The 14,305-nt window shown below is 54.6% G+C and carries 11 protein-coding genes; 4 read left to right on the plus strand and 7 right to left on the minus strand.

What is annotated here, in order from left to right; all coding sequences use genetic code 11:
- Positions 1–283: 283 nt before the first annotated feature.
- On the plus strand, positions 284–2,626 hold the full coding sequence (locus tag AB4Y96_RS22060) for a putative bifunctional diguanylate cyclase/phosphodiesterase (RefSeq protein WP_441919904.1): 2,343 nt from the start codon (positions 284–286) through the stop codon (positions 2,624–2,626).
- Positions 2,627–2,654: 28 nt separating this feature from the next.
- Here AB4Y96_RS22060 and AB4Y96_RS22065 read toward each other — a convergent pair whose 3' ends face one another.
- Positions 2,655–4,451, minus strand: coding sequence for an acyl-CoA thioesterase (locus tag AB4Y96_RS22065; protein WP_441919906.1), 1,797 nt, complete (start codon positions 4,449–4,451; stop codon positions 2,655–2,657).
- A gap of 473 nt (positions 4,452–4,924) precedes the next feature.
- Between AB4Y96_RS22065 and AB4Y96_RS22070 the strand changes: the two genes are divergently transcribed.
- Positions 4,925–5,071 carry a hypothetical protein gene (locus AB4Y96_RS22070; protein WP_091877903.1) on the plus strand — a complete coding sequence of 49 codons (147 nt, stop codon included), beginning with the start codon at positions 4,925–4,927 and terminating at the stop codon, positions 5,069–5,071.
- 51 nt (positions 5,072–5,122) lie between these two features.
- On the opposite strand, the gene AB4Y96_RS22075 is transcribed toward AB4Y96_RS22070, so the two are convergent.
- The 4 genes from AB4Y96_RS22075 to AB4Y96_RS22090 form a co-directional block, all read right to left on the minus strand.
- Complete coding sequence (locus tag AB4Y96_RS22075; RefSeq protein ID WP_441919908.1) at positions 5,123–5,923, minus strand: inositol monophosphatase family protein; 801 nt, start codon at positions 5,921–5,923, stop codon at positions 5,123–5,125.
- A gap of 23 nt (positions 5,924–5,946) precedes the next feature.
- On the minus strand, positions 5,947–7,008 hold the full coding sequence (locus tag AB4Y96_RS22080; protein WP_091877905.1) for an ABC transporter ATP-binding protein: 1,062 nt from the start codon (positions 7,006–7,008) through the stop codon (positions 5,947–5,949).
- Positions 7,005–9,233, minus strand: coding sequence for an ABC transporter permease (locus tag AB4Y96_RS22085; protein ID WP_441919911.1), 2,229 nt, complete (start codon positions 9,231–9,233; stop codon positions 7,005–7,007). The genes AB4Y96_RS22080 and AB4Y96_RS22085 overlap by 4 nt, the downstream gene beginning before the upstream one ends.
- Positions 9,234–9,322: 89 nt before the next feature.
- Positions 9,323–10,351 carry an ABC transporter substrate-binding protein gene (locus tag AB4Y96_RS22090; RefSeq protein ID WP_091877907.1) on the minus strand — a complete coding sequence of 343 codons (1,029 nt, stop codon included), beginning with the start codon at positions 10,349–10,351 and terminating at the stop codon, positions 9,323–9,325.
- Between the two features lie 200 nt (positions 10,352–10,551).
- Between AB4Y96_RS22090 and AB4Y96_RS22095 the strand changes: the two genes are divergently transcribed.
- Positions 10,552–11,565 (plus strand): LacI family DNA-binding transcriptional regulator, encoded by a 1,014-nt coding sequence (locus AB4Y96_RS22095; RefSeq protein WP_091878494.1) that lies wholly within the window; start codon positions 10,552–10,554, stop codon positions 11,563–11,565.
- Here AB4Y96_RS22095 and AB4Y96_RS22100 read toward each other — a convergent pair.
- Complete coding sequence (locus tag AB4Y96_RS22100; RefSeq protein WP_441919914.1) at positions 11,562–12,896, minus strand: sensor domain-containing diguanylate cyclase; 1,335 nt, start codon at positions 12,894–12,896, stop codon at positions 11,562–11,564. The two genes, AB4Y96_RS22095 and AB4Y96_RS22100, sit on opposite strands and share 4 nt — an antisense overlap.
- Positions 12,897–13,152: 256 nt before the next feature.
- Between AB4Y96_RS22100 and AB4Y96_RS22105 the strand changes: the two genes are divergently transcribed.
- Positions 13,153–13,632, plus strand: coding sequence for a cupin domain-containing protein (locus AB4Y96_RS22105; protein WP_112528982.1), 480 nt, complete (start codon positions 13,153–13,155; stop codon positions 13,630–13,632).
- Positions 13,633–13,640: 8 nt separating this feature from the next.
- On the opposite strand, the gene AB4Y96_RS22110 is transcribed toward AB4Y96_RS22105, so the two are convergent.
- Entirely contained in the window at positions 13,641–14,147 is a 507-nt protein-coding gene (locus AB4Y96_RS22110) for a peptide deformylase (RefSeq protein WP_441919916.1), read from the minus strand.
- Between the last annotated feature and the right edge of the window lie 158 nt (positions 14,148–14,305).

The following is a 14,305-nucleotide window of genomic DNA, read 5'->3' on the forward strand; positions in this document are numbered from 1 at the left end:
GCGGGATACGCAACAAACTCGTCGTATATTCTGGTTATACCTTGTTTTATTACAAATATTGACCGCGCAAGTCTTACTTTTTACTTATGACAAGTATCCATCTGTCGATTTACAGGTGGGGATTACAAAACATTTTGCTGGGAATGCAATATTGCTGCGGCATAAACCATAGAACCATAAAGACATTGGTAACTATTATAAAAAATGGTAAGCAAATTAACCAATGCCGAACGTAATAAAAATAGCATAGGGAAATATGAACTCGCCTGTCTGAGGTCCGTGGGTGCCACTGTCGAATTTCCATACACCTGACGCTATCCGGTCGATGTTCGGCATGCGGGGAACGATCAACCCTGCTGTCAAACGGCGTGTCTATGCTGAACAGATGGATGTGGCGCTGAGACTGGCGCCGTTTACCGTCGTTGTCGCCATGAGTGTGGTGTTCGTTGTGGCTTTTGTCTTCTGGGATCAGGGACATAAGCTCTATCTGGGAAGCCTCTCAACAATCGTCACCCTGATGACTGCTGCATCGCTCTTTGCATGCTGGCAATGGTACAAGGTGCCGAAGGTCAAGGAACTTAGCTTTGACGGCATCAAATATCTGATCATCACATCCGCCTGCTATGGCTTATGTCTGGCCAGTATCCCGCTCATGTTGTTTCTGGAAGCCGATGCTTACCATAGGTTGCTTATCGCCTGCACAGCCGCAGGCCTGATGGCAACCGGTATTGGTGTCGCTGTGGTTCCACTTGCAGCCATTGCCTTTTCGGGGGCGATTATCACAGGTTCGTTCTTCGCCCTCGCCTCAACCGGTGAGGATTTCTTTCTTTTCATCGCAATTCTGCTGGCGATCTACGCACTCTTCATTCTGTTCACCATTGTTCACATGAGCAATCTGATCGTTATGCGCACACTCGACCAGATCAAGGTTGAGCAGCAGAAGGAAGTTATCAGTCTGCTGCTTTATGACTTCGAAGAAAACGCCAGCGACTGGATCTGGGAAACCGATGCGGATCTGAAACTTCAGCACACCTCGCCCCGGCTTGCACAGATCGCTGAAAAAACCACCAAGCAATTGCAGGGAATGCCGTTTGCCCAACTCTTCAAGGTTGACCAGTCGCACGCCGAAGAAGCGGTAAAAGTCGGCTCCATCTGGCAGGCCATCGAGAACCGCACGACGTTCCGCAATCACATCCTGCCGATCAACATTAAGGGCGAGACCCGTTGGTGGTCACTTACCGGCAAGGCGATTTTTGACAATGCCGGACAGTTCTGCGGCTATCGCGGTGTTGGTTCCGACGTGACAGCCGCCAAACAGTCGGAAGATCAGCTGTCCTACCTCGCCCGTTATGATGTGTTGACTGACCTGCCCAACAGAACCCTGTTCACGGATCAGCTTTCACAAGCGACCAAAGAACTTGAAGAGGGTCTTGCCGGATTTGCTGTGTTCTGTATCGACCTCGATGAGTTCAAGACGGTCAATGACAGCTTTGGCCATGGTATCGGTGATCAACTGCTGAAACAGGTTGCAGAACGTCTGCGCAGCACATCACCAGCCACTTACATAGTGGCGCGTCTATCGGGTGACGAATTTGCCATCCTCGCCCCCGGCGCGGACCATGCGGATGCAACAACTCTGGCTCAGGATCTCGTCCAGACGATTTCTCAGCCATTCTGGATCGATGGTATCCAGATCAACATTCATATCAGCGTCGGTATTGCTCTTGCGCCGACAGACAGCGTCAATGACATCATGCGTTGCGCTGATCTGGCACTTTATCGCACCAAGAACGAAGGCCGGAACAGTTATCGTTTCTATGAAGTGGAAATGGATRCCCGCATTGAGGCAAAGCGCGCACTCGCAATGGATCTGCGCGGGGCTTTGGCCCGCAAGGAATTTATTTTGCATTTCCAGCCGATTGTCTCGGCCATAACGCTCAAGACAGTCGGATTTGAAACGCTACTGCGTTGGAAGCACCCGGTGCATGGCTATATTTCGCCAGCTATTTTTATCCCGATCGCTGAAGAGACCGGCAATATTATTCCGCTTGGCGAATGGATCATTCAGGAAGCCTGCAGAACGGCAGTGCTCTGGCCAGATGATATTAACGTAGCGATCAATATCTCGGCCATCCAGTTTCGCCACTCGGACCTTGCATCCATTGTTCGCGATGCGCTGACAACGAACAAGTTGAAGCCGAACCGGCTTGAACTCGAAATCACCGAGTCGGTGTTTCTTGAAGCAAATGTCGCTGCCATATCCCTGCTTCGCCAGTTCCGCGCCATGGGTGTCAGCATCGCCCTTGATGACTTCGGTACGGGCTATTCCAGTTTGAGCTATCTGCGCAAAATGCCATTCGACAAGATCAAAATCGATCAGTCCTTCGTGCGTGATCTTCCACACAACCGGGGCAGCCTTGCCATTATTCGCGCTGTCATGGGACTGGGTGCCAGCATGGGCATGAAGATCACAGCGGAAGGCGTGGAAACGCGCGAACAGCTTGCCTGTCTGCAAAAGGAAGGCTGCGATCAGGTTCAGGGCTTTCTCTTCAGCCCCGCAGAGCCTTTTGAAAAGACCTCCGGCCTCATGTCATTTGACCGCGACCGTTACGAAGTCGCCAGCTGAAACCCACAGGGATTGCCCCCTCCAAGGATTAAGCCTGACGTTTTGTCTTGTCCTGCACAACAGGACGATAGCTTGGTGACAGCCGCGAGTCCTTGGGCCAATAGGCCAGAAACCCCTTGATGACCTCGCCCGGAATATCGAGCGGGTTATACTGATCCCGGTCCACAAACATCAAAGACTGTTCCCCATGGCCAAGCAGGCCCTGAGCCGCGCTGTGGATCTCGTGCTGCAATGTTACAAACTTGCGGTTGTGCTTGGCGATCTTGATGCGAACACTGATCTGTTCGAATTCCTTCGATTCCCGGCGGTAGTCATGGGTGAAGGAGCGCGTGAGAATATAGAAGCGTGTTGTTGCCAGATCAAAATCCGGCATGCAGACATTGAAAAACAGCTCACGCGCCTTGCCAACCCAGCGCACATAATTGGCGAAATACACATTACCCACGGAATTGGTGTCGTCATAGGTCGGTGTGAGATGCATGACAAACCACTCGCCATCGAAGCCATGCGATTGCGAGATTTCCTGCGAACCCGTGGCAGTGGTCAGCGGCGCGGCACTCATCATGCGGATTGGCTGATCAACGATTTCTACCGGTATCGCCTTGGATTTCGGACCAATCAATTCGATGATGACAGGCAATGCGCCGATCAAACCGATAAACGGTGACAGGAACAGGAAGCCGGGCACGGGCTGGATGTAACCCAGAACGAAGATCAAGGATGATCCGCAGCCAATAAGAAAGCTCAGCACGGGATCAAATTTCGGCTTCGCACCAAGCGCTTCACACACGAGGTTGGCCGAGGCGCTGACAAACAATGTCGCAAAAGGCATCATGAAATACATGAGTGAAAAATTCGCAGGCACTGCCGCATAGGCGACCCAGGCGGCACCAATCAGCAGCCAGAGCGGTGATGATGCAATGCCATCGGGGATAAGCGCCAGAAGCGGGCTGTTACTGCGCATGTTTTTGCCGCGCAGATACCAATTGGTAGCGCAGTAAAAACTGTCGACTGTCGATGCCAATGCGATGACAGTCCAGATGACAAAGGCGATTTCCAGATAGGTCGAACCGTTTTCTGCGGAGAGCACAGCCGCCGCGGAAACCGATCCCTGTGCACTTGGCAACCCATCAATGGAAATGATGCTGCCAATGGGTCCAACCGCCGAGGCTGTCAGCGCATTGAGCAAAAGAAAGCCGAAGAACAGCAAGGCACCGGCACCATAGGCGAGGCCGACAGACCCGCCCTCGCGTTTGATATAGACGGCACGCTGCCAGTGCTGGATGTCGAGCCAAGGGCCAAGCAAAAACCCGATCAGCGTTGGCATAACCAGACCATAAAAACGCGCATCGAAACTTTGAAGCGGCACACCGGGATAATCAGACGTTTGTCTCAGACCGACCAGCAGGACAATACCGGCGGCAACACCGACAATCATGTAGACGATATGCAGCAATTTGAGCTGTTGCAGGGACAGGGCATGTCCGATCGCACAGGAGACCAAAAGCAGGAAAGCGACGCCGATCGATGCACCCTCACCCACAATCGGTTGCCAGAGATAGGCAACAAACCCGAAAATCGTAACAACAAGCGCCGCCATCTGGAACAGCAGAAAGACGCCAACATAGCGGCTTTCAATGTCCTTCATGATCTGATCAGGCGTTCGCTTGCTGCGACCGAGAATATAACCGAATAGCCAGAGCCCACCGACATTGGCAATCGCGAAGCCGAAAAAGCCCAGCCAGCCATAAGTCAGGGTGACATGGATTGAATAGAAGAAACCCAATCCCCATAACCAGGATAGGCCAATTGTAGGCGCCCACATAAGATTTCGCACGAACGTCATGTCTATCCAGCTTTTCGAGAGTCGGTGATCGTCAACACCAACTTTAATCGACGTTATTCGTCGTGATAAGTCAATGATTTGCTCTTCGCAGTTGCGCAAAGAATCAGCATTTTTTGCTTTCTTTCCTATTGCACGCGCAAAYAGTTTTCATCGGGATTTCCAGTCAGAATAACGTTAAGAATGCTGCCGGGACTGACGTTTGAAGACCCGATACGGACTATCGCGCAATGGTTCCTTCAAGATACAGCAAAATCATGGCAGGAATCACCACAGATCCACGATTTATCGTCTGGGTGTGAAAGCGATATGTCAGCGAGCAGAACGCGATTATAGCCGGGATTCAATACTGGCCAGATGGGTAATCAGCTTTTGATAACGCCCTTGCAAGGGTTGTCATGGGGTAGCTCGAATGGTCTAACCCCATGAGAACATTTGCATCTGGAGGGGCCAATATGAACCAGAACATGCTTTACCTGATCATTGGTGGATTGATCGTACTCGTCCTCGGGCTGGGTTTCTACATTTACGACCAGAATACAAAGCCAGCCGGAATCGAGTTAAAGATCGGCGAAAGCGGCGTGTCCGTTCAACAGAAATAGCACAGGAAGAGCAGGCACCGGCTTTCCATATCGCCGGTGCCTGTTGACTGATTATAGGCCAGCAATCTTCCTGAGATCATCGACTGCGCCCGGCGCGGCAGCAAGAACAGGCGCGCCCTTGGTCAACCCATCTCCCTTCACCGGGAAAGGATGGTGCCAGCCGCCCGCTTCCTTGACGAGGCAATACCCGGCCATGCAGTCCCAGGCATGCATGTAAGGTTCGTAATAGCCAACCAGTCGTCCCGCCGCCACATAGGCCAGCATGAGGGCGCCCGAGCCATTGCGGATAAAATTGCCGCCCGCTTCCAGCAGCTTTTCCACCAGCGACGCAACGACCGCCGGGGTGACGTGATGATTGGCACCGATGCCCGTCACCGCATTTCGAATGGTTTTTTCAGAATCAATAGTCAGAGGCTTGCCGTTCAATGTCGCACCCATGCCAAGCGCTGAAGCATAAAGTTCATCATTACACGGCACATAAATCACCCCAACAACGATCTCCTCACCGCGCATGGCCGCAATGGAAATACACCAGGTCGGCATGCCGTTGACGAAAGGACTGGTGCCATCAATCGGGTCAATGACCCATGTGAACTCCGACGTTCCCTCGCTCACACCATATTCTTCGCCAAGCACTGCATCACCGGGATAGGTAGCGCCGATACGTGCACGGATCAGTTCTTCCACTTCCCGGTCGGCGATTGAAACCACATCCTGCGGATCAGCCTTGGTTTCGATAACCAGCCGCTCGCGCGCATTGAAATGCGCCAGTGCCACGGCTCCGGYTTCGATAGCCATCTTCTTGGCAAGATCAAAACGGCCCTGCAATTCGGCTTGCGCATGCGATGTCATGATAGTCCTTTGAAAATACAGTTTCAGTTGTTGATGATAGCGATGCCACGGTGATGAAAACCGATGCTCACATTGGTTGCGGGGGCAAGATTGCGGTCAACAGCCGGATCAACCACGAACAGTGTTCCGGATGCCGTTTCGACCTCATATTCAACATGATCACCGAGATAGGCGGCATGCCGGATGCTTCCGGCAAAGGCGCCATTCTCCTCCGGCTCCAGCGTAATTGCATTCGGCCTCACTGCAATCTTTGCCGGCCCCGGCTTGGCGTTGCGCCCCGGCACCGTATGTTCCAGCGTGCCAATGCGGATAATAGCCTTGCCGCCATCGCTGCGTAGCACTTCACAAGGCACCACATTGGCCTCGCCGATAAAGTCGGCAATAAAAGATGAAGCCGGTGCCTCATACAGCTCGCGCGGCGTCCCCTGCTGGGCAATCACGCCGTCCTGCATGACGATGATCCGGTCGGACACGGCAAGCGCTTCTTCCTGATCATGGGTGACATAAACTGCCGTGAAACCAAGCCGCTGCTGCAACTCGCGGATTTCCGTGCGCACGCGGCGGCGCAGACGCGCATCGAGATTGGACAGGGGTTCATCCAGCAGCAGCACTTGCGGCTCCAGAACCAGCGCGCGGGCAACGGCAACGCGCTGCTGCTGACCACCGGAAAGCTCGGCAGGCAGGCGCTGGCCATACCCCGCAAGGCCAACCTGTTTAAGACCCTCTTCTGCCTTTTCGCGCGCGTCGGACTTTTTCATGCGGGATGATTCAAGGCCGTAAGCGACGTTCTCAAGCACCGACATATGCGGAAACAACGCATAGGACTGGAACACCATCGATACATCGCGCTCATTGGCCGGAAGCATGGTTACATCCTTGCCGCCGATCAGGATACGGCCCGAAGACGGGTGCTCAAGCCCGGCCAGCATGCGCAGGGTCGTGGTCTTGCCGCAGCCGGAAGGTCCAAGCAGTGTGACAAGCGTGCCGGGCTCGATGTCCAGCGACAGATCATGAATCGCCGTGAAATTTCCAAATTGTTTTTTGACATTGGAGAAAACGACGGAGCCGGTGCGATGCGTGGTCATGAGGCGGCCTTTTCTTTTGGGGTGGCAGACGGAACAAAGGCAGTTGCGACACGGTTTTCACGCCGCAGCTTTCGTTCGCCCACCAGAAGCTGGAAACAGGTGATGATGACGATCATCACGACAATCAACATGGAGGAATAGGCCACCGCCACGCCGTACTCGCCATTTTCGACCAGTCCGACAATGTAGGATGTCGCCATATTATACTCGGCGCTCACAAGGAATATGACAGCGCTGATCGAGGTGATGGCCCGCACAAAGGAATAGACCAGTGCGGCAACGATTGCCGGACGCAGCAGGGGCAGAATGACCTTGCGGATGGTGCGGAAACTGGTTGCCCGCAATGTCAGCGATGCCTCATCGAGGCTCTTGTCGAGCTGGCTCATGGCCGCCACACCGCCACGCACGCCAACGGGCATGTTACGGAAGACGAAACAGGCGATGAGGATCAGCGCCGTACCGGTCATCTCAAGCGGTGGCAGGTTGAACGCCATAATGTAACTGATGCCGATAACCGTACCGGGAATGGCAAAGCTCATCATCAGGGCAAACTCGAAGACATTGCGCCCAACAAAACGCTGGCGAACGATCAGATAGGCCGTCAGCAAACCGACAGCGGCAGTCAGCGGTGCCGAGATCAACGCGATCTTGATGGTCGTCCAGAACGAATTCCAGGCAACGCCGGTCCAGGCAATCGCACCATTCTCGAAGCTGAAAGAGAACGCCCGCTGGTAGTGTTCCAGCGTCAGCGTATTGTCGAGACCCCATGTGCGCACGAAACCGCCAAACAGGATCATGCCGTAGATGACAAGCGTAAAAATGATCCACGGAATGACAATCGCATGGACACCAATGGACAAAGATCGCGGCAAGGCGATATGCGCGCCGGAATCTCCCTTGCCCGTCACCGTGGCAAAGCTCTTGCCCGCCAGCCACACACGCTGGGCCAGAAACGCCGACAGCGTGAAGAAGAGAAGAATGATCGCAAGAACAGCCGCCCGCGACGGGTCATTCTGCGAGCCGACCACTGCAAAGAAGATTTCCGTCGACAGCACGCCGTGACTGCCGCCAAGCACCAGCGGATTACCGAAATCCGCCATGCTTTCGATAAAGCCGATGAGAAATGCATTGGCGAGGCCGGGCTTCATCAGGGGCAGCGAAACCCGCCAGAATGTGCGCCAGCGGTCGGCACGCAGGGTCTGCGACGCCTCTTCCATGGATGGGCTGACACCTTCCACAACGCCAATCAGCACAAGGAAGGATATCGGCGTAAACGACAGGACCTGCGCGATCCATATGCCGGTCAGGCCATAGAGCCAGCGGCCCGGCTCGATGCCGAAAAAATTGGACAATTGCTGGGTCACAACACCCGCCCGGCCAAACAGCAGGATGAGCGCAAGGCCAATAACAAAAGGCGGCGTGATGATCGGCAGGATCGTCAGCAGGCGCAGGCCTTTTTTGAACGGAAAGCGCGTGCGCGTTGCCACCAGCGCAAAACAAAGGCCAAGAAGCGTGGAGCCGGAGGCGGAAAGAATGGCAAGAAACAGCGTGCGCCAGGCAATGCCGCAGCGATTGCCGCCCACAACGCAATCAAGGCTCCAGATTGACGGGTCCTGAATATTGCGGATGAAACCGGATGGATCAAACGAGCCATCAACACTCTGAACCGAGCCAATGAGCATGCTGCCGACGGGGTAGAACACGAAAATCGCGACCAGAAAGATCAGCAGTGCAATCGACGCGACGACAAAGGCGTCACCACGCAGGACACCCCGCTCGGCCAGCCCAAAGGAGAACATCAGGACAAACGATAGCGCGACCAGACCGGCACCGGCACCCATGGAAGGCTGCCCGTCCGCAAGTGCTCCGAAGAGATGTTCGCTGATCGCCCAGGTCCAACCGGTAAAACCAACGGCCAGCCCCTGCAGCACCAGAAACACAATGCCGACAGCCCCTGCTCCAACAAGCAGATTGGCCCGCAAAGGCGAAACCTTGAAAGCGCGCGCGAAAAGGCCCAAGGCAAAAAGAACGGCGATAATGATAAGCGTCCAGCGCCCATGATAAGCCATCTGCACGAGGCCGGGTGCCTCTGCCGGGCCGGACGGAAAATTGCCAAGCCAGCCGAAGCCATAAAAACCGCTTTCGATCCTGTACCACGGTACAAGCGCAAACCCGGCAAGACCTATACCGAGAGCGATGTTCAATCTCCGGTCGCTACGTTCCATTGTGCTACCCAATACTGTCTTCAATGATGGAAATGGCAGTTGCGTGCCCGAACGCATGAAATCGGGCACGCAAAACTCAGGAAATCAGATCAATTGGCGCTTGCGCCGATTTCCTTATCCCAGCGCTCAAGCAATGCCTTGCGCTTTTCCGGATCGCCATAGGTCTTGAAGTCGTAGTCAATAAGCTTGATGTCTTCGAACTTCGGTGCCTCCGGCGGAACAACAGCTGATTTGTTCGAAGGCAGTTGGAAGGATTTTGCTTCCTTCATGTGCGACTGCACTTCGGCTGACAGTGCCCAGTCATACCATTTCTTCGCCGCATCAAGATTGCGCGCACCCTTGATGATCGACATGGAACCGATTTCGTAGCCCGTACCCTCGCACGGTGCCACGGTCTTCACCGGAAAGCCCTCGACAGTCTGGGCAACCGCGTCATGCATGAAAACAATGCCAAGCGCTGTCTCACCGCGCGCAGCAGCTTTCACTGGCGCAGAGCCCGACTTTGTATACTGCGAAACATTGGTGTTGAGCTTCTTCAGGTAATCATAGGCCTTGTCTTCGCCCATGATCTGCACAAGCGAGGCAAGCGCCGTATAGGCTGTGCCCGACGAATTGGGATTAGCCATCTGAATCTCGCCCTTATAGGACGGATCGAGCAGATCAGCCCAGCACTTGGCTTCCTTCAGGTTCTTTTTCTTGACGATATCGGTGTTATAGCCCCAGCCGAGCGCTCCGGCATAAACACCAACAGTCTTGTAGCCGGAACTTTCCGCCTGCTTCTTCGCCCAATCCTGCAACTGGTCGAGCAGTGGTGACTTATATTCCTGCGTCAGACCTTCGGAAGCGGCCTGCAAATGCGGATCACCTGTGCCAGCCCACCAGATATCAGTCTTTGGATTGCGCGCCTCGGCGCGGATTTTTGCATAGGTCTCACCCGATGACAGGCGCACCATATTGACCTGAATACCCGTATCCTTCTCGAACATGCCCTTCATCAACTCGCAGATGACGACATCAGCCGAGCAGATCAAATTGAGATTGTCCGCAGCGTGCGCCTTCATTGGCATCATCTGGATACCAACAGCAAAAGCGGCAGCAATGGCAAAGACTGAACGCATGAATTTCTCCTCCCTGAAAAAACGGCACCTCCATGCCGTCGCTTATTTTTGCAAGCGTGTGCAAAGCTTTCACACCCGAATACATCATGTCAAGTCGGCTCAGCAGTTTTGTCTCAGAAAATATGAACACATACATATTGCGAAGGAGCGCAAACGCGTGCAACCTATGGTGAAACAGAAGATTGCCGGGTGGAACCTTTTTGAACAAATCATTCATCAGCGCTGAAGACGTTGCAAAACGGGCTGGCGTTTCGCGCTCGGCGGTTTCCCGCACATTCACGCCGGGAGCCAGCGTCTCCGAGGAAACGCGCCGACGCGTCATTGAAGCTGCAGATGCGCTTGGCTATCACGTCAATCAGCTTGCCCGCGGACTGATGCGCAGTGAAAGCGGCATCGTCTGCCTCGTCGCTTCGGAAATGGACACGCCCTATCGTGCCCGGCTGGTGCGGGAGTTGTCCCATGCCCTGCAAAGGGCCGGCAAGGTTTGCATGATCATCAACACTGACCGTTCCGATGGCAGCGTCGATGCGGCCCTGCGGCAAACCCTCAATTATCGCGCCGACGCCTCGATCCTGTTGTCGGGGCTGCCTGATAAGGCAATCACCAAACTCTGTCTCGACAGCGGGCAACGTATCGTTCTCATCAATCGGGACGACGACGTCGAAGGCCCGCTTTACATCAACCTTGATGACAGGCGCGCGGCGCGTGCGGTTGTCAGCGCATTCCTGCGGGCGGGTTGCCGGCGCCTCGCCTTTGCAAATTCTGCTGTCGGCACGCCGAGCCTGATGGCGCGCGAGCGCGGCTTTGTTGCCGCAGCGGCAGAGTTCGGGCTTGAGGTGACGGTGATACGGCACGGAAATACGGTTTATGAGAGCGGACAACAGATCGCCCGCATGCTGTTTACCGAACCTGCCCGCCCTGATGCTGTTTTCTGCGTCAACGATCTGATGGCTTTCGGGTTGATGGACAGCGCGCGTCACGAGTTTTCGCTGCGTATCCCCGAGGACCTTTGTGTCACAGGCTTCGATGACATCCCGCAGGCAAGCTGGTCATCCTACGCGTTGACCACTTTTACCCAGCCTGTCGACGACATCGTGAAAAGCAGTGTGGAATGGCTGACCAGTACCGAAAATCCGACCGGGGCAGACAATCCCTCAATCAATCTGCACGCCCCGATGATCTGGCGTAAAACAATTCGCGGCAAACCGGCTTAATCAGTGGAAAAGCTTCCCCAGACGCTGAACCGGCCGCGCCCTGCCCGCTTGGCTTCATAAAGCGCCCGGTCTGCAAGATTGAGCAATTCGTCTGGCCCGCCCAAGGTCGCAGGGCTCATCAGATCAAGGACGCTGACACCAATACTGACCGAGGTTTTACCCGCCGGCGTTCCCTCATGGTCCAGTTGAAGACCTGCCACGGAATCAATGATCGTTTTTGCCACGTCTATGGCATCGGCCATCATTGCGGCGGGTAACAGCGCGGCAAATTCTTCGCCGCCGAAACGGGCGACAACGCCTGTGCCTTCCTTGACGACCTTATTCAGGACACGCCCCACCTGCACGAGGCATCGATCCCCGGCCATATGTCCGTAAACATCATTATAGGCTTTGAAATGATCGATATCGATCATGAGCAGGGCCAAAGACTGGCCACGATCAATGGCCTTGTCATATTCCCGTTTGAGCAGGCGATTGAACTTACGCCGGTTCGGCAGATCAGTGAGATGGTCGCTTTCTGACAGTTTCTTCAGCTTCCGGTTGGCTTCGAGCAGTTTTTGCTCCAGTTCCAGCCGCATCCGAACGGTCGATGAGAGCTGCTCCTCAATCAGCTTCTGGCTGCTGATATCAACACTCGTTGCCAGAAGCCGCAGCGGCGATCCGTCCGGCCCATATTCAACAATCTTGCCGCGGCTCATAATCCAGGCCTGTCCGCCGCTGCCGCGTGGCACGCGATATATAGCTTCGAAATATGGCTTGCGGCCACTCACCACGTCTTCAAAAGCCTGAATGGCGCCCTGCTTGTCGTCAGGATGAACAATGTCCCATGCGATGTTCTCCGTGTCCGGACTTGCCGGATCAAGCCCGAGCAGAGCGCGGTATTGCGGGGATCGCCAGACACGGTTCGTCGCAATATTCATGTCCCATATCCATTGCCCGGCACTTTCCAGGGCATAGGCGGTGCGCTGTTCGACTTGCGCCAGTTGTTCAGACATCCGCTTCATATTGGTGATGTTGGTATAGGCGACGGATATTCCGGCCACTTCGCCAAGATCATTGGTAACAGGAGCGGCCGAAACCATGAAGGTTTCACCCGAGCGTTGAAGCTCGTGATCGGGAACAGGCTTTTCTTCCAATGCAGTAACGAGGCTGACACGAAGCAACGCCGCATGATCAGGCACAATATCCTCGACCAGACGGCCAATGGCATTGTCGCTGCTGATGCCAAGCATACGCGAAAGCTGGTCGTTAACGGTAACAAAGACGCCATCGCGATTGAGATAGCAGAGCCCAACCGGAACCTTGTCATAAACAGCTTCGATCTGGAGCAAGCGATCACCCCCCCGCTCATTTTGGGTGTCGAATGGTGATTGTCGGGACTTGCTCGATGGCATCACGCAGTCTTGGCTCCTCTGCGGGCAACCCGCAGCACCTCTACTTTGGCGACCGGAAAGGCAGAGCGTCAAGTCAAATACTGCAACCTAAGGTTAATTATCGGTCACACAGCCCGAACCATTTTTTGACAGGTGACTGGCGTCTTTTCCAGCCACCCGTTACGCTGTGCCCAACAGACAAGCAGGAGGCATCATGTCGGAAGATCATCACCATCACGATGAACCTGTCGATTGGCGCGAGCATGGCGTGAAAGTCATTCCGGGTAATTCCCTTGATCCCAACACGGCACAAACACCCGGTATGAACCGGGCAGCCGCTATCAACCATGCCCGCGCCGGTGCCGAGAAAATTTGGGCGGGGACCGTTGTCATTCACCCCAATGCCAAAACTGGCGCCCACCACCATGGTGATCTTGAAAGCATTATCTATGTGGTCAAAGGCAAGGCACGCATGCGCTGGGGCGAGAAGCTGGAATATGTTGCAGAAGCAGGTCCGGGCGATTTCATTTTTGTCCCGCCCTACGTTCCGCATCAGGAGATCAATGCCAGTGAGGATGAGCCGCTGGAATGTGTGCTTGTTCGCTCCGGTCAGGAGCCGGTGGTTGTCAACCTCGATATTGAACCCGCCGAAAAGCCGGAAGGCGTTCTTTGGAAAGATCCCATTCACCGATGAGACACAGACTAGGCTATTTGGACGCGTTGCTGTTTCTCAAACCGTTTGACCAGCCGGTCCCGCTTGAGCTTTGACAATCGATACAGCCAGAAAATCCCGTCAAGCTGGTCGATCTCGTGCTGCAGACACACGGCCAGCAATCCATCGGCTTCTTGGGTTTGCGCGGCACCTGTCAGGTCCTGATAGCTTATACGGACGGACGAAGGCCGTTCAACTTCATCGTTGATGCCGGGCATCGACACACTGCCCTCCATATTCTTCACCAGAGCATCCGATACCGATCCAACTGTTGGATTGATATAATATCGCACGCCCTGCCCGTCATCGAGTTCAACAACCACGACGCGTTTCAAAACGCCAATATGCGGCGCCGTAATGCCGATTCCAGGTGCATCGCGCATGGTGTCGAGCAGATCGGCAGCCAAGGTCCGCAGGCTGTCATCAAATTCCGTGACAGGTTCTGCCTTTGCCCGCAGATGCGGGTTGGGAAATTTTACAATTGTGCGGACTGTCATATCGATACTCCGGTCAAAACCGCGTGGCAGATCAGCAACGCCTGTCCACCCTGTTGCCCCAAACCTCTGCCAGAATGCAAGCTTGCTTTACAAGCGGCATCACGCCCGATAATCCACAACGAATGACTGTGGTCTCCGTTATCTGATGGAAAGACCCA

The organism is Phyllobacterium sp. TAF24 (genome assembly GCF_052113785.1).
Lineage (GTDB): Bacteria > Pseudomonadota > Alphaproteobacteria > Rhizobiales > Rhizobiaceae > Phyllobacterium.

What these genes read in the sequence shown, in the direction of transcription:
- AB4Y96_RS22085 (WP_441919911.1), bottom strand. Translation starts at nt 9,233, where the DNA reads ATGGAACGTAGCGACCGGAGATTGAACATCGCTCTCGGTATAGGTCTT.
- AB4Y96_RS22110 (WP_441919916.1), bottom strand. Translation starts at nt 14,147, where the DNA reads ATGACAGTCCGCACAATTGTAAAATTTCCCAACCCGCATCTGCGGGCA.
- AB4Y96_RS22080 (WP_091877905.1), bottom strand. Translation starts at nt 7,008, where the DNA reads ATGACCACGCATCGCACCGGCTCCGTCGTTTTCTCCAATGTCAAAAAA.
- AB4Y96_RS22070 (WP_091877903.1), top strand. Translation starts at nt 4,925, where the DNA reads ATGAACCAGAACATGCTTTACCTGATCATTGGTGGATTGATCGTACTC.
- AB4Y96_RS22105 (WP_112528982.1), top strand. Translation starts at nt 13,153, where the DNA reads ATGTCGGAAGATCATCACCATCACGATGAACCTGTCGATTGGCGCGAG.
- AB4Y96_RS22090 (WP_091877907.1), bottom strand. Translation starts at nt 10,351, where the DNA reads ATGCGTTCAGTCTTTGCCATTGCTGCCGCTTTTGCTGTTGGTATCCAG.
- AB4Y96_RS22065 (WP_441919906.1), bottom strand. Translation starts at nt 4,451, where the DNA reads ATGTGGGCGCCTACAATTGGCCTATCCTGGTTATGGGGATTGGGTTTC.